The 23446-nt window shown below is 58.8% G+C and carries 16 protein-coding genes and 1 pseudogene; 11 read left to right on the top strand and 6 right to left on the bottom strand.

What is annotated here, in order from left to right:
* The 3 genes from pqiA to rlmKL form a co-directional block, all read right to left on the bottom strand.
* On the bottom strand, window positions 1–1167 hold a 1167-nt coding region (pqiA, locus tag ITX55_RS14515), incomplete at its 3' end, for a membrane integrity-associated transporter subunit PqiA (RefSeq protein WP_223085174.1).
* Window positions 1168–1240: 73 nt separating this feature from the next.
* The gene (locus ITX55_RS14510; protein ID WP_033642586.1) at window positions 1241–3145 is read right to left on the bottom strand and encodes an ABC transporter ATP-binding protein; all 1905 of its coding nucleotides are present in this window, start codon (window positions 3143–3145) and stop codon (window positions 1241–1243) included.
* Window positions 3146–3150: 5 nt separating this feature from the next.
* Entirely contained in the window at window positions 3151–5277 is a 2127-nt protein-coding gene (gene rlmKL / locus ITX55_RS14505; protein ID WP_198793196.1) for a bifunctional 23S rRNA (guanine(2069)-N(7))-methyltransferase RlmK/23S rRNA (guanine(2445)-N(2))-methyltransferase RlmL, read from the bottom strand.
* A 103-nt stretch (window positions 5278–5380) separates the two neighbouring features.
* Between rlmKL and ITX55_RS14500 the strand changes: the two genes are divergently transcribed.
* Window positions 5381–6484, top strand: a complete 1104-nt coding sequence (locus ITX55_RS14500; protein WP_089191467.1) for a YcbX family protein — start codon at window positions 5381–5383, stop codon at window positions 6482–6484.
* Between the two features lie 6 nt (window positions 6485–6490).
* Here ITX55_RS14500 and ITX55_RS14495 read toward each other — a convergent pair whose 3' ends face one another.
* Window positions 6491–7039 carry a cell division protein ZapC gene (locus ITX55_RS14495; protein WP_004928171.1) on the bottom strand — a complete coding sequence of 183 codons (549 nt, stop codon included), beginning with the start codon at window positions 7037–7039 and terminating at the stop codon, window positions 6491–6493.
* A 176-nt stretch (window positions 7040–7215) separates the two neighbouring features.
* A complete protein-coding gene (pyrD, locus tag ITX55_RS14490; RefSeq protein WP_060421813.1) occupies window positions 7216–8226 on the bottom strand; it encodes a quinone-dependent dihydroorotate dehydrogenase in 1011 nt (336 codons plus the stop codon).
* 258 nt (window positions 8227–8484) lie between these two features.
* On the opposite strand from pyrD, the gene ssuE reads away from it, so the two are divergent.
* Genes ssuE through ssuB form a run of 5 tightly spaced genes read left to right on the top strand, consistent with a single transcriptional unit; the run spans window position 8485 to window position 12797 of the window.
* Complete coding sequence (gene ssuE / locus ITX55_RS14485; protein ID WP_033642583.1) at window positions 8485–9063, top strand: NADPH-dependent FMN reductase; 579 nt, start codon at window positions 8485–8487, stop codon at window positions 9061–9063.
* A gap of 24 nt (window positions 9064–9087) precedes the next feature.
* Complete coding sequence (locus ITX55_RS14480) at window positions 9088–10053, top strand: sulfonate ABC transporter substrate-binding protein (RefSeq protein WP_033642582.1); 966 nt, start codon at window positions 9088–9090, stop codon at window positions 10051–10053.
* A gap of 19 nt (window positions 10054–10072) precedes the next feature.
* Window positions 10073–11221: an FMNH2-dependent alkanesulfonate monooxygenase gene (gene ssuD / locus ITX55_RS14475; protein WP_223085173.1), complete on the top strand. Its 1149-nt coding sequence runs from the start codon at window positions 10073–10075 to the stop codon at window positions 11219–11221.
* Window positions 11222–11232: 11 nt separating this feature from the next.
* Window positions 11233–12027 carry an aliphatic sulfonate ABC transporter permease SsuC gene (gene ssuC / locus ITX55_RS14470; RefSeq protein ID WP_033650683.1) on the top strand — a complete coding sequence of 265 codons (795 nt, stop codon included), beginning with the start codon at window positions 11233–11235 and terminating at the stop codon, window positions 12025–12027.
* Window positions 12024–12797 (top strand): aliphatic sulfonates ABC transporter ATP-binding protein, encoded by a 774-nt coding sequence (gene ssuB, locus ITX55_RS14465; protein ID WP_033650682.1) that lies wholly within the window; start codon window positions 12024–12026, stop codon window positions 12795–12797. Before ssuC ends, ssuB begins: the two co-directional genes overlap by 4 nt.
* 51 nt (window positions 12798–12848) lie before the next feature.
* Here ssuB and pepN read toward each other — a convergent pair whose 3' ends face one another.
* A complete protein-coding gene (gene pepN, locus ITX55_RS14460; protein WP_089191464.1) occupies window positions 12849–15467 on the bottom strand; it encodes an aminopeptidase N in 2619 nt (872 codons plus the stop codon).
* 336 nt (window positions 15468–15803) lie between these two features.
* On the opposite strand from pepN, the pseudogene ITX55_RS14455 reads away from it, so the two are divergent.
* The 5 genes and pseudogenes from ITX55_RS14455 to ITX55_RS14435 all read left to right on the top strand — a co-directional run bounded on the left by ITX55_RS14455 (window position 15804) and on the right by ITX55_RS14435 (window position 23427).
* Window positions 15804–17502 (top strand): annotated as a pseudogene (locus ITX55_RS14455) (GGDEF domain-containing protein).
* A gap of 255 nt (window positions 17503–17757) precedes the next feature.
* Window positions 17758–18963 (top strand): nicotinate phosphoribosyltransferase, encoded by a 1206-nt coding sequence (gene pncB / locus ITX55_RS14450; RefSeq protein ID WP_033642577.1) that lies wholly within the window; start codon window positions 17758–17760, stop codon window positions 18961–18963.
* 217 nt (window positions 18964–19180) lie between these two features.
* On the top strand, window positions 19181–20581 hold the full coding sequence (gene asnS / locus ITX55_RS14445) for an asparagine--tRNA ligase (RefSeq protein ID WP_033642576.1): 1401 nt from the start codon (window positions 19181–19183) through the stop codon (window positions 20579–20581).
* Between the two features lie 301 nt (window positions 20582–20882).
* Window positions 20883–21992: a porin OmpC gene (ompC, locus tag ITX55_RS14440; protein WP_269474812.1), complete on the top strand. Its 1110-nt coding sequence runs from the start codon at window positions 20883–20885 to the stop codon at window positions 21990–21992.
* Window positions 21993–22236: 244 nt separating this feature from the next.
* The gene (locus ITX55_RS14435; protein WP_049200423.1) at window positions 22237–23427 is read left to right on the top strand and encodes an amino acid aminotransferase; all 1191 of its coding nucleotides are present in this window, start codon (window positions 22237–22239) and stop codon (window positions 23425–23427) included.
* Window positions 23428–23446 lie beyond the last annotated feature (19 nt).

Genomic DNA, 23446 nt, shown 5'->3' with positions numbered 1-23446 from the left:
CTGCCCCATTCGCACCAACGCCGACAACACGGCGATCACAAACACGTCGATCATTGACCAACGACCAACGAATTCGACCACTTCATAAATCAGATGCATACGCTCGCTGTCGGCGCGCGGTTTCTTCCTGCCGTTCGCATCCCAGCACAGCCAACCGATCGCCAACATTTTCAGCGACGGCACCATGATACTGGCGATGAAAATCACCATCGCTACCGGATAAGAGCCGTCCCCCCACAGCAGGATCACCCCCGCCATGATGGTGGAATTCATCTTGTTACCCAGCGCCTCGGTCACCATGATGGGCATCAGGTTGGCCGGAATATACAGCATGACAGAGGTCACCAGCAGCGCCAGCGTCCACTGCAGGCTGTGGCGGCGACGCACGTAGCCCTTGGTGTGGCAGCGCGGGCAGCGCACCTGATCGGCCGGCAGGATCGCCGTGCAGCACGCGCAGGAGCGCACGCCCTGGCGCATGCCGGTGCGCCCCACCGTCAGCGGGCGATTAAGCCGCGGCGCCGGTTCGATATCCTGCCACAGCCAGCGCCGATCCACGCACTGGAAAGCGCGCACCTGCAGCAGACAGAACAGGCAGTAAGGCACGAAGCTGCTGCCGATGCCGATGTCGCCGTAGGCCATCAGCTTGACGAAGCTGACCAGCACCCCGGCGAGGAAAATTTCCACCATGCACCAGGTCTTGAACTGGAACAGCACCCGGGCCATCCACTCTTTGAGACCCAGCGGCAAGCGCACCCTGGCGCACAGCAGGATGATCGCCACCATGCAAAACGCCGGGATCAGCTGCACGAACACCATAAACAAGGTGGCCATGCTGGCGTAGTCTTCCGCCACCATGACTTCCGGGATTTGGATCAGCCGGATTTCGTTGCCGAGGCCGGCGACGCGCATGTTGATAAACGGGAAAATGTTGGCCAGCACCAGCATGAACAAGGCGCTGAGCGCGTAACCGATCGGCCGCTTGCGCGGCTCGTCCCAGCGGGCGCTGAGCGTGGTTTTGCAGCGCGGGCATACCGCTTTGCTGCCATAGGCCAGCGGCGGCAGCGCCACCAGCATGTCGCACTGCGGGCACAGCATCAGGTTATCCTGCTGCGCCGCCGAGGGTGCGGAATGACTATGCTGCTGATGATTGTTGTGGGAACACACCATATTCCTCCTAAATAACGTTGCTCACCGGCACGTCGATACCGCCCGCAGCAGCGCGCGGGCGGTATCGCAACGGTCAGCCGTTTTTCATCGCTTCCAGCTCTTCCCAGCGGGCGAAGGCCTGCTCGAGCGCCTGCTCGGCGTTAGCCAACGCCGTCAGCACTTCTTGCGTTTCGCTGTGCGGCCGCGTGAAGAAGTCGGCATCGCTCATCTGCGCCTGCAGCGCTTCGATTTCCGCTTCCAGCTGTTCGAGCCGCTGCGGCAGCTGTTCCAGTTCGCGCAGCAGGTTGTAACTCAGCTTGGCCGTCGCTTTCTTCGGCTGTTCGGCCTTTTTCTCCGCCGCCGGTTTGCTCGCGCTCGGCGCCGCCTGACGAATCGGTTTCGCTGTCGCGCGCTGGTGATGCGCATCGTAGTAACCGCCGACGAAGGCGTTGATCACGCCATTGCCTTCGAAGATCCAGCACTCGGTCACCGAGTTGTCAACGAACTGACGATCGTGACTGACCAGCAACACAGTGCCCTGATAGCCGTCGATCAGCTCTTCCAGCAGCTCCAGCGTTTCGACGTCGAGATCGTTGGTTGGTTCATCGAGGATCAGCAGATTGCTCGGTTTCAGAAACAGCTTAGCCAACAGCAAGCGGTTACGCTCACCGCCCGACAGCGCCTTCACCGGCGTCATCGCGCGTTTCGGGTGGAACAGGAAGTCCTGCAGGTAGCCCAGCACGTGGCGAGGACGGCCGTTGACCATCACTTCCTGCTTGCCTTCCGCCAGGTTGTCCATCACCGTGCGCTCCGGATCGAGATCGGCCCGGTGCTGGTCGAAATAGGCCACTTCCAGCTTGGTGCCGCAATGCACGCGGCCGCTGTCGGCTTTCAGCTGACCGAGCATCAGTTTCAGTAGCGTGGTTTTGCCGCAGCCGTTCGGCCCCACCAGCGCAATCTTGTCGCCGCGCTGCACCTGGGCGGAGAAACCGCGCACCAGCACCTTTTCGCCAACCTGATAATTGACGTCTTCCAGCTCGAATACGATTTTGCCGGAGCGGGTCGCCTCTTCCACCTGCATCTTGGCGGTGCCCATCACTTCACGGCGCTCTGAACGCTCGACGCGCAGCGCCTTCAGCGCGCGCACGCGGCCCTCGTTGCGGGTGCGGCGCGCCTTGATGCCCTGACGGATCCAGACCTCTTCCTGCGCCAGCTTGCGGTCGAACTCGGCGTTTTGCAGCTCTTCCACCCGCAGCGCTTCTTCTTTGCTCTGCAGGTACAGATCGTAGTTACCCGGCCAGGAAACCAGCTTGCCGCGATCCAGATCGACGATGCGCGTCGCCATGTTGCGGATAAACGAACGGTCGTGCGAGATGAAGACGATGCTACCGTCGAACTCTTTCAGGAAACCTTCCAGCCAGTCGATGGTTTCGATATCCAGGTGGTTGGTCGGTTCGTCGAGCAACAACACGCGCGGCGAGCTCACCAGCGCGCGGCCCAGCGCCGCTTTGCGCAGCCAGCCGCCGGACAGCGAGGAAAGCTCTGCGTCGCCGTTCAGCCCCAGCTGCAGCAGCACTTCGCTGATGCGGCTGTCGAGCTGCCACAGCCCCTGGTGATCGAGGATCTCCATGATTTGCGCCATGCGCGCCAGGTTTTTCTCGCTCGGGTCGCTTTCCACCAGGTGGGAGATCGCGTGATACGCCTTCAGGTGTTCCGCCTGCTCCGCGACGCCTTCCGCCACAAAGTCGAATACGCTGCCGCCGATATTTCGCGGCGGATCCTGTTGCAGACGCGCCACGATCAGATCCTGTTCGTAGATCACCCGGCCGTCATCCAGCGGGATCTCTTTGCCGAGGATCTTCAGCAGCGTGGATTTGCCGGCGCCGTTGCGCCCGACCAGACACACGCGCTCGTTGTCTTCGATATGAATTTCGGTGTTGTCTAACAATGGCGCATCGCTGAAAGAGAGCCAGGCGCCGGACATGCTGATTAACGACATAGTAATTATTTTCCTTCGCCGGCGTGAGTCACCAGCCAGCAGTTGTGGATCTGACGGTTACGGGCAAAATCCTGCGACAGCGTCTTGGCGGTGATCTCTTTCGCCTCCAGGCCCAGCGCACTCAGCCCTGCCATATCCATTTGGAAACCGCGCTTGTTGTTCGAGAACATGATGGTCCCATTGCGGCGCAGCAACCGTTTCAAATCTTTCATCAGCGCCAGGTGATCGCGCTGCACGTCAAAGGTGTTCTCCATCCGCTTGGAGTTGGAGAACGTCGGCGGATCGATGAAGATCACGTCGAACTGTTCATTGGCATTGCTCAGCCACGACAGGCAGTCGGCCTGGATCAGCCGATGCTGGCGGCCGGTCAGGCCGTTGGCGCGCAGGTTCTTCTCCGCCCATTCCAGGTAGGTGCGCGACATGTCCACCGTGGTGGTGCTGCGCGCGCCGCCCAGCCCGGCATGCACGCTGGCGGTGCCGGTATAGGCGAACAGGTTGAGGAAGTCCTTGCCGCCGCTCATCTCGCCCAGCATACGGCGCGCAATGCGGTGATCGAGGAACAGGCCGGTATCGAGATAGTCGGTCAGGTTGACCCACAGCTTGGCGTTATACTCTTCCACCAGCAAGAACTCGCCCTTCTGCGCCAGTTTCTCGTACTGGTTTTTGCCCTTCTGCCGCTCGCGGGTTTTCAGGATCAGCTGATTCGACGGCAATTCCAGCACCGCCAGCGTCGCGTTGATCACATCGAACAGGCGCTGACGCGCCTTCTGCACATCGACGGTTTTCGGCGGCGCATACTCCTGCACCACCACCTTGCTGCCGTAACGGTCCACCGCGACGTTGTATTCTGGCAGATCGGCATCGTACAGGCGGTAGCATTCGATGCCTTGTTGCTTCGCCCACTTGTCGAGCTTCTTCAAATTCTTGCGCAGACGGTTGGCGAAATCTTCCGCCACCTGCACGCCGCCGGTAGCATTGCCGGCCGGGCTTGCCGCCAGCTGATAGTTTTTCTGCACGCACTCCAGCGGGCCGTTCTTCGCCTTAAACTGGCGCTCGGCGCGCAGCTGCAGGCAGCTCAACAGCTCCGGCGAGGCGCTGAACAGCGAAAGCTGCCAACCGCCAAAGGCGCTTTTCATCACGCGGCCCAGCATGTTGTGCAGCGCGATCAGCGCCGGTTCGCTTTCCAGACGCTCGCCGTACGGCGGGTTGCTGATCACCGTGCCGTGCGGGCCTTCCGGCAGCGGGTTGGTCAAGCGCGCGACGTCGCCGACGTTGAAGGTGATCAGCTCGGCGACGCCGGCGCGGCGGGCGTTGCCGCGCGCCATCTCAATCACCCGGCGATCGATATCGGAACCGAAGAAGCGAGAGGTAGTTTCCTGCAGGCCGCGACGCGCGCGCACCTGCGCTTCGGTGGTGACTTCACGCCACAGTTCGGCGTTGTGACCATTCCAGGCGCTGAAGCCCCAGTGTTGACGGTGCAGGCCCGGCGCGCGATCGGCGGCGATCATCGCCGCTTCGATCAACAGCGTGCCGGAGCCGCACATCGGATCGAGCATCGGCGTGCCCGGCTGCCAGCCGGAACGCAACACGATGGCGGCCGCCAGGTTTTCCTTCAACGGCGCCTGGCCGGTGAGATCGCGGTAGCCGCGCTGGTGCAGGCCTTCGCCGCTCAGATCGAGCGCCACGCTGGCCATATCGCGTTGCAGGAAGACGTTAACGCGAATGTCCGGCTGCTGTTTGGCAACCGTCGGGCGTTGGTCGAGCTTACGGGTGAAGCTGTCAACGATGGCGTCTTTCACCTTCAGCGCGCCATACTGGCTGTTGCGGATCTCTTCGTTCACGCCGCTGAAATGCACGGCGAAGGTTTTATCCACGCCAAAAATGCTCGGCCAGTCAATCGCCTGCACGCCGAGGTACAGATCCAGGTCGCTGTGCACGCGGAATTCGTTCAGCGGCAACAAAATGCGCGAAGCCAGGCGGCTCCACAGCAGGCTTTGGTACAGAAGACGATCGTCACCCTGAAAATGTACCCCGCCCTGCACCACTTTGCAGTCGTGAGCGCCAAGCGTTTCCAGCTCGCTTTTTAACAGTTCTTCCAATCCACGCGCCGTGCTGGCAAACAGAGAGTTCATATCGTACTTATCACCAAAAAGAAAATTGTTGCGCATTATAGCTAATCCGCACCGCTTGTCATAAAGTTGCTCCCTTCTATTTAATCATCGCACGGAGATAAGGGTGATCACGCTTTCCAGACTCTACGTCCATCCGGTTAAATCACTGCGCGGCTTGCAGCTTTCCTATGCCCAGGTCGGCAGCAGCGGTCTGGCCTTTGACCGCAACTTTATGATCACCGAACCGGACGGCACCTTTATTACCGCGCGCCAATATCCGCAGATGGTGTTGTTCACGCCGGCGCTGTTGCCGGACGGGCTGTTTCTGACCGCGCCGGACGGTGAAAGCGCCGCCATTCGCTTCAGCGACTTCGCGGCCACGCCGCAGCCGACCGAGGTGTGGGGCAACCATTTCACCGCGCTGATCGCGCCGGATGAGATCAACCGCTGGCTGAGCGGCTATTTCCAGCGCGACGTGCAGCTGCGCTGGCTGGGGCCGGAGCTGACCCGCCGGGTCAAGAAACACCCTGAAATCCCGCTGACGTTTGCCGACGGCTACCCTTATCTGCTGATTAACCAAGCCTCGTTCAACGACCTGCAGCAGCGTTGCCCCGGCAGCATCAAGCTGGAACAGTTCCGCCCCAATCTGGTGGTGAGCGGCGCTACCGCCTGGGCTGAAGACGGCTGGCAGGTGATCCGCGTCGGCGATGTGATGTTCGATCTGGTGAAACCCTGCAGCCGCTGCGTGCTCACCACCGTCAGCACCGAGCGTGGCCGCAAGCACCCGAGCGGCGAACCGCTCAGCACGCTGCAAAAATTCCGCTCCGCCGACAACGGCGACATCGATTTCGGCCAGAATATGACCGCGCGCAACAGCGGCATCATTCGCGTGGGCGATACGGTGGAAGTCTTGTCAACCAAGCCGCCGCGCCCTTATGGCGCAGGTAAAGTGGTGGAGAGCGTGCAGGCGCCGCAGGACAGCGCGCACAGCGTCACGATCGAATATGAAGGAAAGGTATTTACCGGCAATAACCAGCAGATCCTGCTCGAACAACTGGAACAGCAAGGCATTCGCGTGCCTTACTCGTGCCGTGCCGGGATTTGCGGCAGCTGCCGCATTACATTGCTGAGCGGTGAAGTCGCGCCCCTGAAGAAAAGCGCGCTGGGCGACAACGGCACCATCCTGTGCTGCAGCTGCATCCCGAAAACTGATTTGACGTTGGCGTAATCCGCCTTATACCGCCCTGTCGTAAGCCGGGGCGGCGCTTTCATCCTGCGCGCAAGGTTTCAGCCGATCGTGCATCACCTTGATAGCGTCGCCCAAGACCATGGTGCGGCCGGCGACCGTCAGCTGATTTTGCGCCAGCAGGCACAGGCTGGCATTATCCCCGGCCTCCACCACCAGCAGGCGCGCTTCCGCGCCGCTTTCCATCACTTTCACCGCCGCCAGCTCGCCGTTTTTCGGCTGCAACGGGTAGTGCTGCTGCGAGAAATGCCAGCTCTTCGGCATCAGCGGTTTCAGGAAGCGGTAGGCGACCAGCGCATTCAACACCAGCTCGGCGCGCTGTTCATGGCTCAGCTTGACCTGCTTGCACTGTTCTTCATAGGTGAAATAAAGGGCGGCGTCATCCACGCAAAAAGCGCATTCATCGAAGGCGTCCGGCGTTAACATTTTGGCCGGGAAACGTGAACGAAAGATCATACCATTAGCTAAATCCAGCATTAGCCGATCGTGTTCGGCATCAAAATACCAACGCCAATTATCGTCAGGTTTTATCTTCATTTCGTATCCTTCTCGCTGCCCATGCCAACGCCGCACTCACCCTAAAAGGCGATTTTATCACCGATGAAATAGCTTAAACATCGGATAATTCCGCGAACGATATTTAAGCTAACGAACAAAATATAGACGAGCCGGGGGCAGAAATAAACCCCCGGAATAAAATGAGAGGAAAAATATTAGATATGGGTAACGATATCTTTAATCAAACGCGGGCCGTGATAGATAAATCCGGAATAAATTTGCAGCAGGCTCGCGCCGGCCTCCATTTTTTCGCGCGCAGCCGTCAGCGAATCGATGCCGCCTACGCCGATAATCGGCAGACGCCCTTGCAGTTCGGTGGAGAGGCGACGGATCACTTCGGTACTGCGTGATTGCAACGGACGCCCACTTAACCCGCCCGCTTGTTCGCAGTAATTCAGCCCTTGGATCAATTTTCGATCCAACGTGGTATTGGTGGCGATCACGCCATCGATATTATGCCGCACCAGGCTATCGGCAATTTGGATCAATTCTTCTTCAGAAAGATCCGGCGCGATCTTTACCGCTACCGGCACATATTTGTGATGGCGCGCATGTAATTCCTGCTGCTTATTTTTAATCGCAGCCAAAAGATCGTCCAACGCTTCGCCATACTGTAAGGATCGTAACCCCGGCGTATTCGGTGAAGAGATGTTAATCGCGATATATCCGGCATACGGATAAACTTTATCCATGCAGATCAAATAATCGTCTTTGCCCTGCTCGACCGGCGTGTCTTTATTCTTGCCGATATTGATCCCAAGAATGCCGCCGAAATGGGATTTCTTAACGTTTTCAACCAGATTGTCCACGCCATGGTTATTGAACCCCATGCGGTTAATCAGGCCTTCCGCCTCAACCACGCGGAACAAGCGCGGCTTGTCGTTGCCCGATTGCGGACGCGGCGTCACGGTGCCGACTTCCACATGGCCGAAGCCCATCGCGCCGAACGCATCGATGCATTCGCCGTTTTTATCCAGACCGGCGGCCAATCCCAGCGGGTTTTTAAACGACAGCCCCATGCAGCTGACCGGTTTGGTCGGCACGGACTGACGGACAAGAAACGCTAATGGGGTGCCGGTAATACGGCTGAGCTGACGAAAGGTCACTTCGTGCGCGCGCTCCGGATCGAGCTGGAACAACGCTTTCCTGATGAGGGGGTAGTACATGGACTCTCCTGATTTCCCGGTTGCAAACCGGGGGCGTATTATCCGGTATCCCCCGCCTAATTGGAATTGATTAAAAGCAAAAAAAGCCGTTTTTACGCAATCGTTTTCCCTCTTCATCGCCAAATCGGCGCCAATCCGCTTTTACGCATATCCAAATCAAAAAATGAGATTTAAAAAACGCGCCCGGTTGCTGGTAGGTTTAAAACACTTCCCATTAATTTTCTAATTAAACCTAACTTTTAGTTATAAGGAGTGGCAATGCGCGTTATATCACTGGCCGGTAGCCCACGCATCCCATCACGTTCCGCCGCGCTGCTCTCGCTGAGTCAGAACTGGCTGCGGCAACAAGGGGTGGAGGTGACGGCCTATACCCTGCACGACTTCGATGCCGAAGATCTGCTGTACGCCAACTTCAACAGTCCGGCGATCAAGGCGTTTGCCGACCAGCTGGCGCAGGCCGACGGCCTGCTGATTTCCACGCCGGTTTATAAAGCGTCGTTCTCCGGCGCGCTGAAAACCCTGCTGGACCTGCTGCCGGAACGCGCGCTGGACCATAAAGTGGTGCTGCCGCTGGCGACCGGGGGGTCTGTCGGCCACATGCTGGCGGTGGACTATGCGCTGAAACCAGTGCTGGCGGCGCTGAAAGCGCAAGAGGTGCTGCACGGCGTGTTCGCCGACGACAGTCAGATCCAGCTGACCGGCGAAAGCGCCACGCTCACCGACGCCGTGGCCGCCCGGTTGGAAGAAGCGCTCGCCAGTTTCTATCTGGCGCTTGGGCGCCGCAAACCGCCCGCGCTGCGCGTCGCCTCGCCGCTGACGGCGCGTCAAACCGCCTGAAATGCCTGGAAAAGGAGAGCCTGAATGAAACAACGCAACGCTTTGCGACGTTGGCTGAACGCAGCGGCCTTCACCGGCCTGCTGTCGCTGGTCTGGGCCAACGCCGCCGTCGCGCAGGATCCGGCGCAATTTCGCATCGGTTACCAGAAAGGATCGGTGAGTCTGGTGCTGGCGAAAAGCCACCGGCTGCTGGAGGAACGCTTCCCCGCCACCCGCATCAGTTGGATTGAATTTCCTGCCGGCCCGCAGATGCTGGAAGCCTTGAACGTCGGCAGCATCGATCTGGGCAGCACCGGTGATATTCCGCCGATCTTCGCGCAGGCCGCCGGGGCGGATCTGCTGTATGTCGGCGTTGAGCCTCCCAAACCGAAGGCGGAAGTGATCCTGGTGCCGGAAAACAGCCCGATCAAAACCGTCGCCGATCTGAAAGGCCATAAGGTCGCATTTCAGAAAGGATCCAGCTCACACAACCTGCTGCTGCGATCGCTGCAAAAAGCCGGCCTGAAATTTACGGATATCCAACCCGCCTACCTGACCCCCGCCGATGCGCGCGCCGCATTCCAGCAGGGCAACGTCGATGCCTGGGCTATCTGGGATCCTTATTATTCCGCCGCGCTGCTGCAGGGCGGCGTTCGGGTGCTCGGCGACGGCACCGATCTGAACCAGACCGGTTCCTTCTATCTGGCGGCGCGCCCTTATGTCGAAGCAAATGGCGCCTTTATCAGCCAGGTCCTGACGGTGCTGACCCAGGCCGATGCGCTCACCCGCAGCGACCGGGCGCAAAGCGTGACCTTGCTGGCCAACGCCATGGGGCTGCCGGAACCGGTGATCGCCAGCTATCTGGATCACCGTCCCCCGACCGCCATCACACCGCTCGATGCGCATACGATCGCTGCGCAGCAGCAAACCGCCGACCTGTTTTACGCCAACCGGCTGGTGCCGGTGAAGGTCGACATCTCGCAACGCATCTGGCGCCCAAGCGCGCAATAAATACGGGAGAGCATTGACGATGAGCCTGAACGTTTTCTGGTTTTTACCCACCCACGGCGACGGCCACTATCTTGGCAGCGCACAGGGCGCTCGCAGCGTCGATCACGGTTACTTGCAACAAATCGCCCAAGCGGCGGACCGGCTGGGATTCGGCGGCGTGCTGATCCCCACCGGTCGCTCTTGCGAAGACTCCTGGCTGGTGGCCGCCTCGCTGATCCCGGTCACCCAGCGGCTGAAATTTTTGGTCGCGCTGCGGCCGGGTATCATCTCCCCTACGCTGGCGGCGCGTCAGGCGGCGACGCTGGATCGCCTGTCCAACGGGCGCGCCCTGTTCAATCTGGTCACCGGCGGCGATCCGGAAGAGCTGGCGGCGGAGGGGTTGCATCTCAGTCATGAAGAGCGTTACGAAGCCTCGACCGAGTTCACTCATATCTGGCGCCGGGTGCTGGAAGGTGAAACCGTCGATTTCCACGGCAAGCATATTCAGGTGAAAGGCGCCAAACTGCTGTTCCCGCCGGTGCAGCAACCGCGCCCGCCGCTCTATTTCGGCGGATCCTCCGCCGCCGCGCAGGATCTGGCCGCCGAGCAGGTAGAAATGTACCTCACCTGGGGAGAGCCGCCGGCACAGGTCAAAGAGAAGATCGAAGAGGTGCGCGCCAAAGCGGCGGCGAAGGGCCGGCAGGTACGCTTCGGCATCCGTCTGCACGTCATCGTGCGGGAAACCACCGAAGAAGCCTGGCGCGCCGCCGATCGGCTGATCGCTCACCTCGATGAGGAAACCATCGCCAACGCGCAGCAGGCCTTTGCCCGCTTCGACTCCGTCGGCCAACGGCGCATGGCGGCGCTGCACGGCGGCAAGAAGGATAATCTGGAGATCAGCCCGAACCTGTGGGCCGGCATCGGCCTGGTGCGCGGCGGCGCCGGCACCGCGCTGGTGGGCGATGGCCCGACGGTCGCGGCGCGCATGCAGGAATACGCCGATCTGGGCATCGACACCTTTATTCTCTCCGGCTATCCGCATCTGGAAGAGGCCTACCGCGTCGGCGAACTGCTGTTTCCTCACCTCGGTCTGGCGCAGGAGGAAACGCCCGCGCGCCTTCAACCGGTGCGCCCGCAGGGCGAAGTGGTGGCCAACATCTATGTTCCGCAAAAAGTGTCGCAGAGCTGAGGAGCGCCCCGATGGCAAAGAACGCGCAACGCATCCTGTACCGGCTGGCCCCTTGGGCGCTGCCGCTGGCGCTGGTGATCATCTGGCAAGTCGCCGTCGAAACCGGCTGGCTGTCCAACCGCATTTTGCCGGCGCCGAGTGCGGTGCTGGCCGCCTTCTGGCGCCTGAGCCAAAGCGGCGAACTGTGGCAGCACCTGAGCATCAGCAGCCAGCGCGCGTTGATCGGCTTTGGCATCGGCGGCAGCATCGGACTGATTCTCGGCTTTATTACCGGGCTGTCGCGCTGGGGTGAACGCCTGTTGGACAGTTCGGTGCAAATGATCCGCAACGTGCCGCACCTGGCGCTAATCCCACTGGTGATCCTGTGGTTCGGCATCGATGAATCCGCCAAGATCTTTCTGGTGGCGCTCGGCACGTTGTTCCCGATTTATCTCAATACCTATCACGGCATCAAAAACATCGATCGCGGCCTGCTGGAGATGGCGCGCAGCTACGGTCTGAGCGGTTTTCGCCTGTTCACGCAGGTAGTGCTGCCGGGCGCGTTGCCGTCGATTATGGTCGGCGTGCGTTTCGCCCTCGGGTTCATGTGGTTGACGCTGATCGTCGCCGAAACCATCTCGGCCAACTCCGGCATCGGTTATCTGGCGATGAACGCGCGTGAATTTCTGCAAACCGACGTGGTGGTGGTGGCGATCGTGCTGTACGCCCTGCTCGGCAAGCTGGCGGACGTGGGCGCACAACTGCTGGAACGCGTCTGGCTGCGCTGGCATCCGGCCTATCAACTGAAACAGGGAGAAGCGCTATGACCCTTCCCGCTCGCCTTGCGCAAGGCACGCCGGTGACGCTGGAGTCCATCGGCAAACGTTACGGCAACCGCACCGTGCTGGATAACATTCAGCTACGTATCTCTGCCGGGCAGTTCGTGGCGGTGGTCGGCCGCAGCGGCTGCGGCAAGAGCACCCTGCTGCGTCTGTTGGCCGGCCTGGAACAGGCCAGCAGCGGCGTGCTGCTCAGCGGCAATGCGCCGCTTGCCGCCGCCAAAGAGGATACCCGGCTGATGTTTCAGGATGCGCGCCTGTTGCCGTGGAAAACGGTGATCGACAACGTGGGTCTGGGGCTGCGCGGCCATTGGCGCGACGCGGCGCTGCAGGCGCTGGCCGCGGTCGGTTTGGCGGATCGCGCCCGCGACTGGCCGGCGGCGCTGTCCGGCGGACAAAAGCAGCGGGTCGCCCTGGCACGCGCGTTGATCCACCGCCCCCGCCTGCTGCTGCTGGACGAACCGCTCGGGGCGCTGGATGCCCTGACGCGCATCGAGATGCAAGGGCTGATAGAATCGCTGTGGCAACAGCACGGTTTTACCGTACTGCTGGTGACGCACGACGTCAGCGAAGCCATCGCGCTGGCGGATCGGGTGATCCTGATTGAAGAGGGCCACATCGGACTGGATCTGAGCATCGATCTGCCGCGGCCACGCCGTAAGGGTTCAGCCAGGCTGGCGGAACTGGAAGCTGAAGTGCTGGAGCGGGTGTTATCGCCGCCGGTCACCGCGGCCAGCCCACGCCAGGCGGCGAATTGAACGAAAAAAGGACGGCGCAGGCCGTCCCTTTGGGTATTCACGGTGAAAAGATTAGGCGTCGAGCGCCTTGCTGATCTTCTCGTACAGATCGCCGGACAGGTTTTCCAACCCTTTCAGCTGTTCCAACGCTTTGCGCATCAGCGCCTGGCGACCGGCGTCGTAACGCTTCAGGCGAATCAGCGGTTCGATCAGGCGCGCGGCGATCTGCGGGTTGCGCTGGTTGAGATCGCTGAGGATCTCCACCAGGAATTGATAACCGCTGCCATCCGCCGCATGGAACGCCGCCGGGTTGCCGGAAGCGAAGCCGCCGATCAGCGAGCGGGTGCGGTTCGGGTTGCTCAGGCTGAACGAGCGGTGTTGCAGCAGCGCACGCACCTTGCTCAACACATCCGCCGACGGGCTGCTCCCCTGCAGCACGAACCATTTGTCCATCACCAGGCCATCCTGATGCCAGCGCTCGTCGAACGCCGCCAACAGCGCATCGCGACACGGCAACTGGGCCGCAACCGCAGCGGACAGCGCCGCCAGCGAGTCGGTCATGTTATCCGCCTGGCGATACTGTTCGCTCACCAGTTGGTCCGCCAGCGCCGCATCTTCGCCGAACGCCAGATAACCCAGGCACACATTGCGCAAGGCGCGCTTGGCGATGTCGGCGTGCTCCACGCGGTAGCCGTCGGTCTTGTTGGCGTGATACACCGCCAGCCACTCATCGGCCAACTCCCGCGCCAGGCAGCGAACGATCGCTTCGTGCACCGCGGCGATCGCTTCCGGATCGATGGTGGCGAACAGTTCAGCGATTTCGTTCTCCGACGGCAGCGTCAGGATCTGCGCCGCCAGCGCCGGATCCAGCGTCTCGTTCAGCAACACCGCACGGAACGCGTCGGCCACGTGCAGCGGCAGCGACAACGGCTGCTTCTGCTGGTGCCGCGCCACGTTCAGTTTGATGTAGGTCGCAAGCAGGCTCTGCGCCGCATCCCAACGCGCAAACTCATTGCGCGCGTGCTGCATCAGGAAGGTCAGTTGCTGATCGCTGTACGGATAATCCAGTTTCACCGGCGCAGAGAATTCACGCAGCAGCGACGGCACCGGCTTGTGCGCCACGCCGTCGAACACGAAGGTCTGCTCCGCTTCGGTGACGTTCAGCACGTTGTTGACCGGCAGGCCACCCTTCTGCAGCGCGATGACGTTGCCTTCGCTGTCGTACAGCTCGATATCCAGCGGGATATGCAGCGGCAACTTCTCAGGCTGATCGGCGGTCGGCGCGGTTTTCTGGCTGACATGCAGGCGATATTGCTGAGTTTCCGCATCGTACTCGTCGCGCACCGTCAACAGCGGCGTGCCGGACTGACTATACCAACGGCGGAAGCGCGACAGATCCACGTTGGACGCGTCCTCCATCGCCTGTACGAAGTCATCGCAGGTGGCGGCGCTGCCGTCGTGGCGTTCGAAATAGAGCTGCATCCCTTTCTGGAAGTTCTCTTCCCCCAGCAGGGTGTGCATCATGCGGATCACTTCAGAACCTTTCTCATACACCGTCAGGGTGTAAAAGTTGTTCATCTCGATGACTTTATCCGGACGAATGGCATGCGCCATCGGGCTGGCGTCTTCGGCGAACTGCGCGCCGCGCATCACGCGCACGTTATCGATACGGTTGACCGAACGCGAGCCCAGATCGGAACTGAACTCTTGATCGCGGAACACCGTCAGCCCCTCTTTCAGGCTGAGCTGGAACCAGTCGCGGCAGGTGACGCGGTTGCCGGTCCAGTTGTGGAAGTATTCGTGACCAATCACCGCTTCGATGTTCAGGTAATCTTTGTCGGTGGCGGTTTCCGCCTTCGCCAACACGTATTTGGAGTTAAAGATATTTAACCCTTTGTTCTCCATCGCGCCCATATTGAAGAAATCGACCGCCACGATCATATAAATGTCGAGATCGTATTCCAGACCGAAGCGGGTCTCGTCCCACTTCATCGAGTTTTTCAACGAGGTCATCGCCCAGTCGGCGCGATCCAGGTTGCCGCGATCGACAAACAGCTCCAGCGCGACCTTACGGCCGGAACGGGTGGTGAAACTGTCGCGCAGCACGTCGAAGTCCCCCGCCACCAATGCGAACAGGTAGCAAGGTTTCGGGAACGGATCCTGCCATTGCACCCAGTGGCGACCATCGGCCAATTCACCCTGACCAATACGGTTGCCGTTCGACAGCAGGAACGGATAGCGCGCCTTGTCGGCCACGATGCGGGTGGTAAAGCGCGCCAGCACGTCCGGGCGATCCTGGTAATAGGTAATATGATGGAAGCCTTCGGCTTCGCATTGCGTGCACAGCGCATCGCCGGACAGATACAGCCCTTCCAGCGCGGTGTTTTTCGCCGGATGAATATCGTTGACGATGGTCAGAGTGAATTGTGCTGGCAATTCTTCGACGATCAGCTGGTTATCCTGCTGACGATAGGCGCTCCACGGTTGACCGTCGACCTGAATGCTCACCAGCGTCAGATCCTCGCCATCCAGCACCAGCGGTGCGCCGGCCGCGCCTTGACGTTTGATTTTACTGACGGCGGTCACGCGCGTGGTTTCCGCGTCCAGACTGAAGTCCAAATCGATGTCGGTCGTGGTGTAATCGGGCGCGCGATAATCGTGGCGATATTTTGCCTGTGGCTGTTGTGTCATAAAAACCCTTAAACGTCTCAGTGAGTTATAGGTGCCAGGCCGCTCTTCTCCTCCGCGCCGTCGCTGGAGATTTCCCCTGCGGCGCTCGGCGAACCTGATTGTGAATAAACTGTATCACAGCTGGCTGAAAAGCCCAGATCCGCCGGGCAAGCGCGATAAAGAAATCAGAGGCAAATCATAGTTCACCCACCAGATGGCAGCGCGGGTGACCAATGGCTAAATAAAAATCAGCATTTAATGCTAAAAAACCGCCTTCGCGGCGCTCCGGCATTGTTGAGGCGGCACAGGCGGCATGATGGTATAATTGCCGAATCAGGCTCAGGGATGACTCGCACTATGAAAATCAAATACGCTATCTATTTTTTCACCCTGTGCCTGATGACCTCCTTCTCGCTGTTCATCGTCGAGGAACTGCTCGAAGCCCATACCGAGTACCGCGATAACCAGCTCAACCTGTATAAGATCGATCGCGCCAAAGAAATCTCCGAGGCCTTTCAGGCTTCGCTGCAGGCTCACCGTCTCAAACGCTTGAGCCTGATCGATCCGCAAATCACTCGCGCGCAGTGTCTGGCCGCCGATCGGGTGGCGCGCGAGAAAATCGCCCGGATCCGCGAGCATCTGAACGACACGGTCGCCAGGGAGCTGGGTGTGCGGCAAAAAATCGCCGCGCTGTCGATGATCGGCCTAATGGAACAGTTGCTGGATAACGACAACCTGCAGCTTTCGCAGGTCAACAACGCCAACGCCAACCTGTTCAACATCAACAGCGCCTATTACATCTCGCAAACCAGCAAGAACTATTACCGCTACACCTACGATACCCGAATGGTGGATACCGACTCCTTTATGTTTCTCGAGGCCATTCGCCTCAACAACCGACTGAATATGTCGCTGACGGAGTTAAGCGATCAGATTATCGACGTCAACGTCAGCCCGCTCGATCGCAAAGACGCCTATCTGAAGTCCATTCAGTTGACCGGCGTCCTGAACGCGCTGAGCACCCGGTTGATCTTCATGAAGCTCAACTACGACGACGTGCAAACCACCAGCATCGTCAATCAGTTGCTCACCCAGGTGTCTACCGAACGCCTCAAGCAGATTACCGATGGGCTATACACTGCCATCAATACCCAAAAGCCCTATCCCGCCGCGCTAATCTCGCGCTATGTCGACGAGTTGAGCGGGCTTTCGCAGACGCTGTATCAACGCAGTTTCGAGCTGGAAACCGTCGCTTCGCGTCACAAGATTTATGACAGCCAGACCACCATTTACGGCATGATCGCGCTCGCCGGTCTGGGGGTGCTGCTGTTCATTTTGCCGGCGCTGGTGTTCTGCACCAACATCAACCGCTGGTTGACCAAAACCCACAACAATATCGTGCGGCTGTCGCGCGGCGAGATGAATATCGATCGCAACGACGCCTTCTATAGCCGGGAACTGATCGCCATCAGCGACGCCATTCAACAGCTCAGACAATATCAGTTGGACAAGGTCTCGCTGGAAAGCGAGAAACAGCTGCTGATTAAAGAGCTTGAGGCCTCTTCCTTCCTCGATCCGCTCACCAACATTTATAACCGCCGTAAATTCTTCCTCGAATGCCAGCTATTGGGCGACGGTAGCTACCCGCAGGCCTTTTGCCTGATCGATATCGACAACTTCAAACAGCTCAACGACAGCTACGGCCACGATGTCGGTGACCGGGCGCTGGTGGAATTCGGCCATCTGTTGCAACGCGCGTTTCGCGCCAGCGACATCTTCTGCCGCTACGGTGGCGAAGAGTTCGCGGTGCTGCTGGGCAACTGTTCGTTGGACAACGCGCGGGACATCATGGAGCAATTGCGCGCCCGCACCCATCGCCTGACGCTAAATTTGGCCGACGGGCGGCAAGTGCGTTTCACCACCAGCTGCGGCATTGCGCCGGTCAACGCGTTCACTGCGCTGCAGGCGGCGATAAAACAGGCGGACGAAGCGCTCTATTTTGCAAAAGAACGGCAAGGATCGGGTCAGCGTGCACACCCAGGCCGGGTTTATCTGATTTGTTGTTTAAAATAATTAACATTATAATTTTTATGACTAATTAGGCTAAGTCATTCACCTTACAGGCATATCTGGCTTTTTTCCCCCGCCGCCGTCGCCAGCCCGCCATAAAGGCACGTTTAATCCTCGACCCGCTTCGGTGATTTATGGTGTGATGCAGCTTCAATAACAGGATAATCCGGGTATACTCCACCCCCACTTTTATGATTATCCGGATTTGGACACGCGCCTGACGAGGATGCTGTAACGCGCTATGACTCAATACGCTTCCCCGATTTTGACATCACTGCTTGATACCGATGCTTACAAGCTTCATATGCAGCAAGCAGTGTTCCATCGCTATCCCGCGATCAGCGTGGCGGCGGAATTCCGCTGCCGCGGCGACGAACTGCTGGGCGAATATGCCGACGAGATCCGCGCGCAGGTCGCCCTGATGAGCCAGCTGGCGCTGACCGACGCCGAATTCGCTTACCTTTCGGGTCTGCCCTTCTTCCGTCAAGATTACCTGAGCTGGCTGCGCACGTTCCGATACGATCCGCAGCAGGTGACCATCGACAACCGCGACGGCAAGCTGCAAATCCGCATCGCCGGGCCGTGGCGTGAAGTGATCATGTGGGAAGTGCCGCTGCTGGCGGTGATCAGCGAAGTGGTGCACCGCCGGCGTTCTCCGCTGGCGACGCCGGAACAGGCGGTAGCCCACCTGCAAACCAAGTTGGCGCAGTTCAAGACGCTGGCGGGCGATTTGGATCTTTCACGCTTCAAGCTGATGGACTTCGGCACCCGTCGCCGTTTCTCCCAGGGCGTACAACAGGCCATCGTCAGCACCTTGCAGGCCGAATTCCCGTACCTGTCGGGCACCAGCAATTACGATCTGGCGCATCAGCTCGGCCTGGCGCCGGTCGGCACGCAGGCGCATGAATGGTTCCAGGCGCATCAGCAGATAAGCCCGGTGCTGGCCAACAGCCAGCGCGCCGCATTGCAGGCCTGGCTGGATGAATACCCGGATCAGCTTGGCATCGCGCTCACCGACTGCATTACCATGGATGCTTTCCTGCGCGACTTCGGCCCGCAGTTCGCCGAGCGTTATCAGGGGCTGCGCCACGATTCGGGCGATCCCGTCGAGTGGGGTGAGAAAGCCATTGCCCACTATCAGAAACTGGGCATCGACCCGATGAGCAAAACGCTGGTGTTCTCGGACAACCTGGATCTGGAAAAAGCGCTGGCGCTCTATCGCCACTTCTATCAGCGCATCAATCTCAGCTTCGGTATCGGCACGCGCCTGACCTGTGATATTCCGGGCGTTAAACCGTTGAATATCGTGATCAAGCTGGTCGAATGCAAAGGCAAACCGGTGGCTAAGCTCTCCGACAGCCCCGGCAAGACCATCTGCCAGGACCAGGCATTCGTGCGGGCCTTGCGCAAGGCCTTCGATCTGCCGCTGGTGAAGAAAGCCAGCTGAACCTTCTCTATATAGAGAGAAAGAAAGCCGGCCCGGTTTACACGCCGGCTTTTTTGTTTTTATCCCGAACGCCCTCTTTTCAGTCAGCCGCGATAAATGTTGCGACAATCCGATGATTTCTGCTTGTGCTCTGCACCGCGGCAAGTAACATAGCCATTACCCCCATATTCTTGGGTTGTAAGCTATTTCTAAACCAAATTATTAAAGAGAGAAATCTATGAGCGTAGTGCCTGTAGTCGACGTACTGCAAGGTCGTGCTGCGGTTGACAGTGAAGTCACCGTACGCGGCTGGGTACGTACCCGGAGAGATTCAAAAGCTGGTATCTCCTTCCTGGCCGTCTATGACGGTTCCTGCTTTGATCCGTTACAGGCCGTCGTTAATAATTCTCTGCCGAATTATCAGGATGAAGTGCTGCATCTGACCACCGGTTGTTCGGTTGAAGTTACCGGCAAAGTCGTCGCTTCACCGGGCGAAGGCCAGAGCTTCGAACTGCAGGCTACCGCAATCAAAGTGGTCGGCTGGGTCGACGATCCGGACACTTACCCAATGGCGGCCAAGCGCCACAGCATCGAATACCTGCGCGAAGTGGCTCACCTGCGCCCGCGCACCAACCTGATCGGCGCCGTGGCGCGCGTACGTCATACTCTGGCGCAGGCGATCCACCGCTTCTTCCATGAAAATGGGTATTTCTGGGTCTCTACTCCGCTGATCACCGCCTCCGATACCGAAGGCGCCGGCGAGATGTTCCGCGTGTCCACGCTGGATCTGGAAAACCTGCCGCGCACCGACAAAGGCACCGTCGATTTCAGCGAAGACTTCTTCGGTAAGGAAGCCTTCCTCACCGTTTCCGGCCAGCTGAACGGCGAAACCTACGCTTGCGCGCTGTCGAAGGTTTACACCTTCGGCCCAACCTTCCGCGCCGAAAACTCCAACACCAGCCGCCACCTGGCGGAGTTCTGGATGATCGAACCGGAAGTGGCCTTCGCTACGCTGGACGACGTCGCCGGACTCGCAGAAAGCATGCTGAAGTATGTGTTCCAGGCGGTGCTGGATGAACGTGCCGACGATCTGAAATTCTTCGCCGAACGCGTGGATAAAGACGCTATCGCTCGTCTGGAGCGCTTCGTGTCTTCCGATTTCGCCCAGGTGGACTACACCGACGCCATTGAGATCCTGCTGGCCTCGGGCCAAACCTTCGAAAACCCGGTTTCCTGGGGCATCGATCTCTCTTCCGAGCATGAACGTTACCTGGCGGAGAAACACTTCCAGGCGCCGGTGGTGGTGAAAAACTACCCGAAAGACATCAAAGCGTTCTACATGCGCATGAACGAAGACGGCAAGACCGTCGCGGCCATGGACGTGCTGGCGCCGGGCATCGGCGAAATCATCGGTGGCTCGCAGCGTGAAGAACGCCTCGACGTGCTCGATCAGCGTCTGGAAGAGATGGGGCTGAATAAAGAAGACTACTGGTGGTATCGCGATCTGCGCCGCTACGGCACCGTGCCGCATTCCGGTTTCGGCCTGGGCTTTGAACGTTTAATCGCCTATGTCACCGGCGTGCAAAACGTGCGCGATGTGATTCCATTCCCGCGCACGCCGCGTAACGCAAGCTTCTAATTTATACGATCACACGTTTTTTAAACGATTTCGTTACAAAACAAAGGCCAGCATCGCTGGCCTTTCGCATTTTTTAATATTGACGCACGTCACAAAGTTCCCGAAAAATTACATTTAGTTACACATACTTTCCTTTTGCAACCTGATTGGGGCATTGGTATCATTTTCGTCCTAGATTAACCCGCCTGTGAATGGAACACTGCGTTCAGACACAGGACGACACCAATCTATCAACAATAGTTCCCAAAGAATTATTGGCGGCAGTGGCAAAGGTGTCCGAATAACACCAATGAGGGTAATAATGATGAAGCGCAACATTCTTGCAGTGGTAATCCCGGCTCTGTTGGCTGCTGGTGCAGCAAACGCAGCTGAAATCTACAACAAAGACGGCAACAAGCTGGATCTGTACGGCAAAGTTGACGGTCTGCACTACTTCTCCAAAGACAAAGGTAATGACGGCGATCAGACCTATGTTCGTTTCGGCTTCAAAGGTGAAACCCAGATTACTGACCAACTGACCGGTTACGGCCAGTGGGAATACAACGTTCAGTCCAACCACGCCGAATCTCAGGGCACCGAAGGCACCAAAACCCGTCTGGGCTTCGCCGGTCTGAAATTCGCTGACTACGGCTCCTTCGACTACGGCCGTAACTACGGCGTACTGTACGACGTGGAAGGCTGGACCGATATGCTGCCAGAGTTCGGTGGCGATACTTACACCAACTCCGACAACTTCATGACCGGCCGTACCAACGGCGTTGCGACCTATCGTAACAACAACTTCTTCGGTCTGGTTGACGGTCTGAACTTCGCCGTTCAGTACCAGGGTAAAAACCAGAACGACAGCCGTGCTCTGAAAAAACAGAACGGCGACGGCTGGGGCCTCTCCTCTACTTATGACATCGGCGAAGGCGTAAGCTTCGGCGCTGCCTATGCGTCATCCAGCCGCACCAATGATCAGAAAGACTTGTCTACTGCTGATGGCAAGAAAGCTGACGCATGGACCGTGGGCGCGAAATACGACGCCAACAACGTCTACCTGGCGGCAATGTATGCAGAAACTCGCAACATGACCCCATACGGCGAGTCTGACTTGACTATCGCTAACAAAACTCAGAACTTCGAAGTGACCGCTCAGTACCAGTTCGACTTCGGTCTGCGCCCAGAAGTGTCTTACCTGCAGTCTAAAGGTAAGGACCTGGCTGGCCGCAGCGCGAACAACGCTCGCTTCAACGGCGGCGACGCTGACTTGGTTAAATATGTTTCTGTTGGTACCACCTACTACTTCAACAAAAACATGTCCACCTACGTTGATTACAAAATCAACCTGCTGGATGACAACGACTTCACCAAAGCTAACGGCATCGCAACTGACGATATCGTAGGCGTTGGTCTGGTATACCAGTTCTAAGTTGTCTCGCTTATCGGCGGTTCACCGTCGGCTAAGTTAAAAAACAGGGCTTCGGCCCTGTTTTTGTTTGTATCAGCCGGTAACTTTTTATCCTGCCGATTCCCCCTTCCCCATCATTTTTTCTGTCGAATCCTTCACGTTCATAAGATCGCGGTGTTTTTATCGCAAACGGTTGGCAAAGCCGATAACTGGCGCTACCCTGATGCTTCTGTCTGCTTAACTCCGAGATTTGGAAGCACCTGACATGTTTGAAAAAATCACCGCCGCACCCGCCGACCCGATCCTGGGCCTGACCGACATTTTCCGCGCCGACGCCCGCCCGAATAAAATCAATTTAGGCATTGGCGTTTATAAAGACGAAACCGGTAAAACCCCGGTGCTGACCAGCGTAAAGAAAGCTGAACAGTATCTGTTGGAAAATGAGACCACCAAAAACTATCTCGGCATTGAGGGCATCCCGGCGTTCGCCAGCTGCACGCAAGAGCTGCTGTTCGGTAAAGAGAGCCCGATCGTCGCCGATCGCCGCGCGCGCACCGCACAGACGCCAGGCGGCACCGGCGGCCTGCGCGTGGCGGCAGACTTTATCGCCAACCAGACCAGCGCCAAGCGCATCTGGATCAGCAACCCAAGCTGGCCGAACCACAAGAACGTCTTTAGCGCCGTGGGCCTGGAAGTGTTGGAATACGCCTACTATGACGCCGCCAACCACGCGTTGGATTTTGACGGTCTGCTGAGCAGCCTGAAACAGGCGCAGGCCGGCGATGTCGTGCTGTTCCACGGCTGCTGCCATAACCCGACCGGTATCGATCCAACGCCGGAACAGTGGGCGCAGCTGGCTGAACTTTCCGTCGCCAACGGGTGGTTGCCGCTGTTCGACTTCGCTTATCAGGGCTTCGCCAACGGCCTGGAAGAAGATGCGCAGGGCCTGCGTATTTTCGCCGCCAAACATAAAGAACTGATCGTCGCCAGTTCCTATTCGAAAAACTTCGGTCTGTACAATGAGCGCGTCGGCGCTTGCACTATTGTAGCCGCCGATGCCGAAACCGCCGATCGCGCCTTCAGCCAGGTGAAAGCGGCCATTCGCGCCAACTACTCCAACCCGCCGTCACACGGCGCTGCCGTTGTCGCCACCATTCTGGGCAACGATGCGCTGCGCGCGATGTGGGAACAAGAGCTGACCGATATGCGCCAACGCATTCACCGCATGCGTCAGCTGTTTGTGAACACCCTGCAGGAGAAAGGCGCGCAGCAGGACTTCAGCTTCATCATCCAGCAGAACGGCATGTTCTCGTTCAGCGGCCTGACCAAAGAGCAGGTGCTGCGTCTGCGTGAAGAGTTTGGCGTTTACGCTGTGAACTCGGGCCGGGTGAACGTGGCGGGCATGACGCCGGACAATATGGCGCCGCTGTGTGAAGCCATCGTCGCCGTGCTCTAAGCGCGTCGGCGAAAGCCAC

The organism is Serratia sp. EWG9 (genome assembly GCF_019913725.1).
Taxonomy (GTDB): domain Bacteria; phylum Pseudomonadota; class Gammaproteobacteria; order Enterobacterales; family Enterobacteriaceae; genus Serratia; species Serratia ureilytica.
This window is presented reverse-complemented; position numbering and strand designations above follow the sequence as displayed.

Excerpts from the sequence above, each read along its gene's own strand:
- ITX55_RS14435 (WP_049200423.1), top strand. The coding sequence starts at position 22,237 with ATGTTTGAAAAAATCACCGCCGCACCCGCCGACCCGATCCTGGGCCTG.
- pepN (WP_089191464.1), bottom strand. The coding sequence starts at position 15,467 with ATGACACAACAGCCACAGGCAAAATATCGCCACGATTATCGCGCGCCC.
- ITX55_RS14480 (WP_033642582.1), top strand. The coding sequence starts at position 9,088 with ATGAAACAACGCAACGCTTTGCGACGTTGGCTGAACGCAGCGGCCTTC.
- ssuC (WP_033650683.1), top strand. The coding sequence starts at position 11,233 with ATGGCAAAGAACGCGCAACGCATCCTGTACCGGCTGGCCCCTTGGGCG.
- ITX55_RS14510 (WP_033642586.1), bottom strand. The coding sequence starts at position 3,145 with ATGTCGTTAATCAGCATGTCCGGCGCCTGGCTCTCTTTCAGCGATGCG.
- ssuD (WP_223085173.1), top strand. The coding sequence starts at position 10,073 with ATGAGCCTGAACGTTTTCTGGTTTTTACCCACCCACGGCGACGGCCAC.
- asnS (WP_033642576.1), top strand. The coding sequence starts at position 19,181 with ATGAGCGTAGTGCCTGTAGTCGACGTACTGCAAGGTCGTGCTGCGGTT.
- ITX55_RS14495 (WP_004928171.1), bottom strand. The coding sequence starts at position 7,039 with ATGAAGATAAAACCTGACGATAATTGGCGTTGGTATTTTGATGCCGAA.
- rlmKL (WP_198793196.1), bottom strand. The coding sequence starts at position 5,277 with ATGAACTCTCTGTTTGCCAGCACGGCGCGTGGATTGGAAGAACTGTTA.
- ssuE (WP_033642583.1), top strand. The coding sequence starts at position 8,485 with ATGCGCGTTATATCACTGGCCGGTAGCCCACGCATCCCATCACGTTCC.
- pncB (WP_033642577.1), top strand. The coding sequence starts at position 17,758 with ATGACTCAATACGCTTCCCCGATTTTGACATCACTGCTTGATACCGAT.
- ssuB (WP_033650682.1), top strand. The coding sequence starts at position 12,024 with ATGACCCTTCCCGCTCGCCTTGCGCAAGGCACGCCGGTGACGCTGGAG.
- ompC (WP_269474812.1), top strand. The coding sequence starts at position 20,883 with ATGATGAAGCGCAACATTCTTGCAGTGGTAATCCCGGCTCTGTTGGCT.
- pyrD (WP_060421813.1), bottom strand. The coding sequence starts at position 8,226 with ATGTACTACCCCCTCATCAGGAAAGCGTTGTTCCAGCTCGATCCGGAG.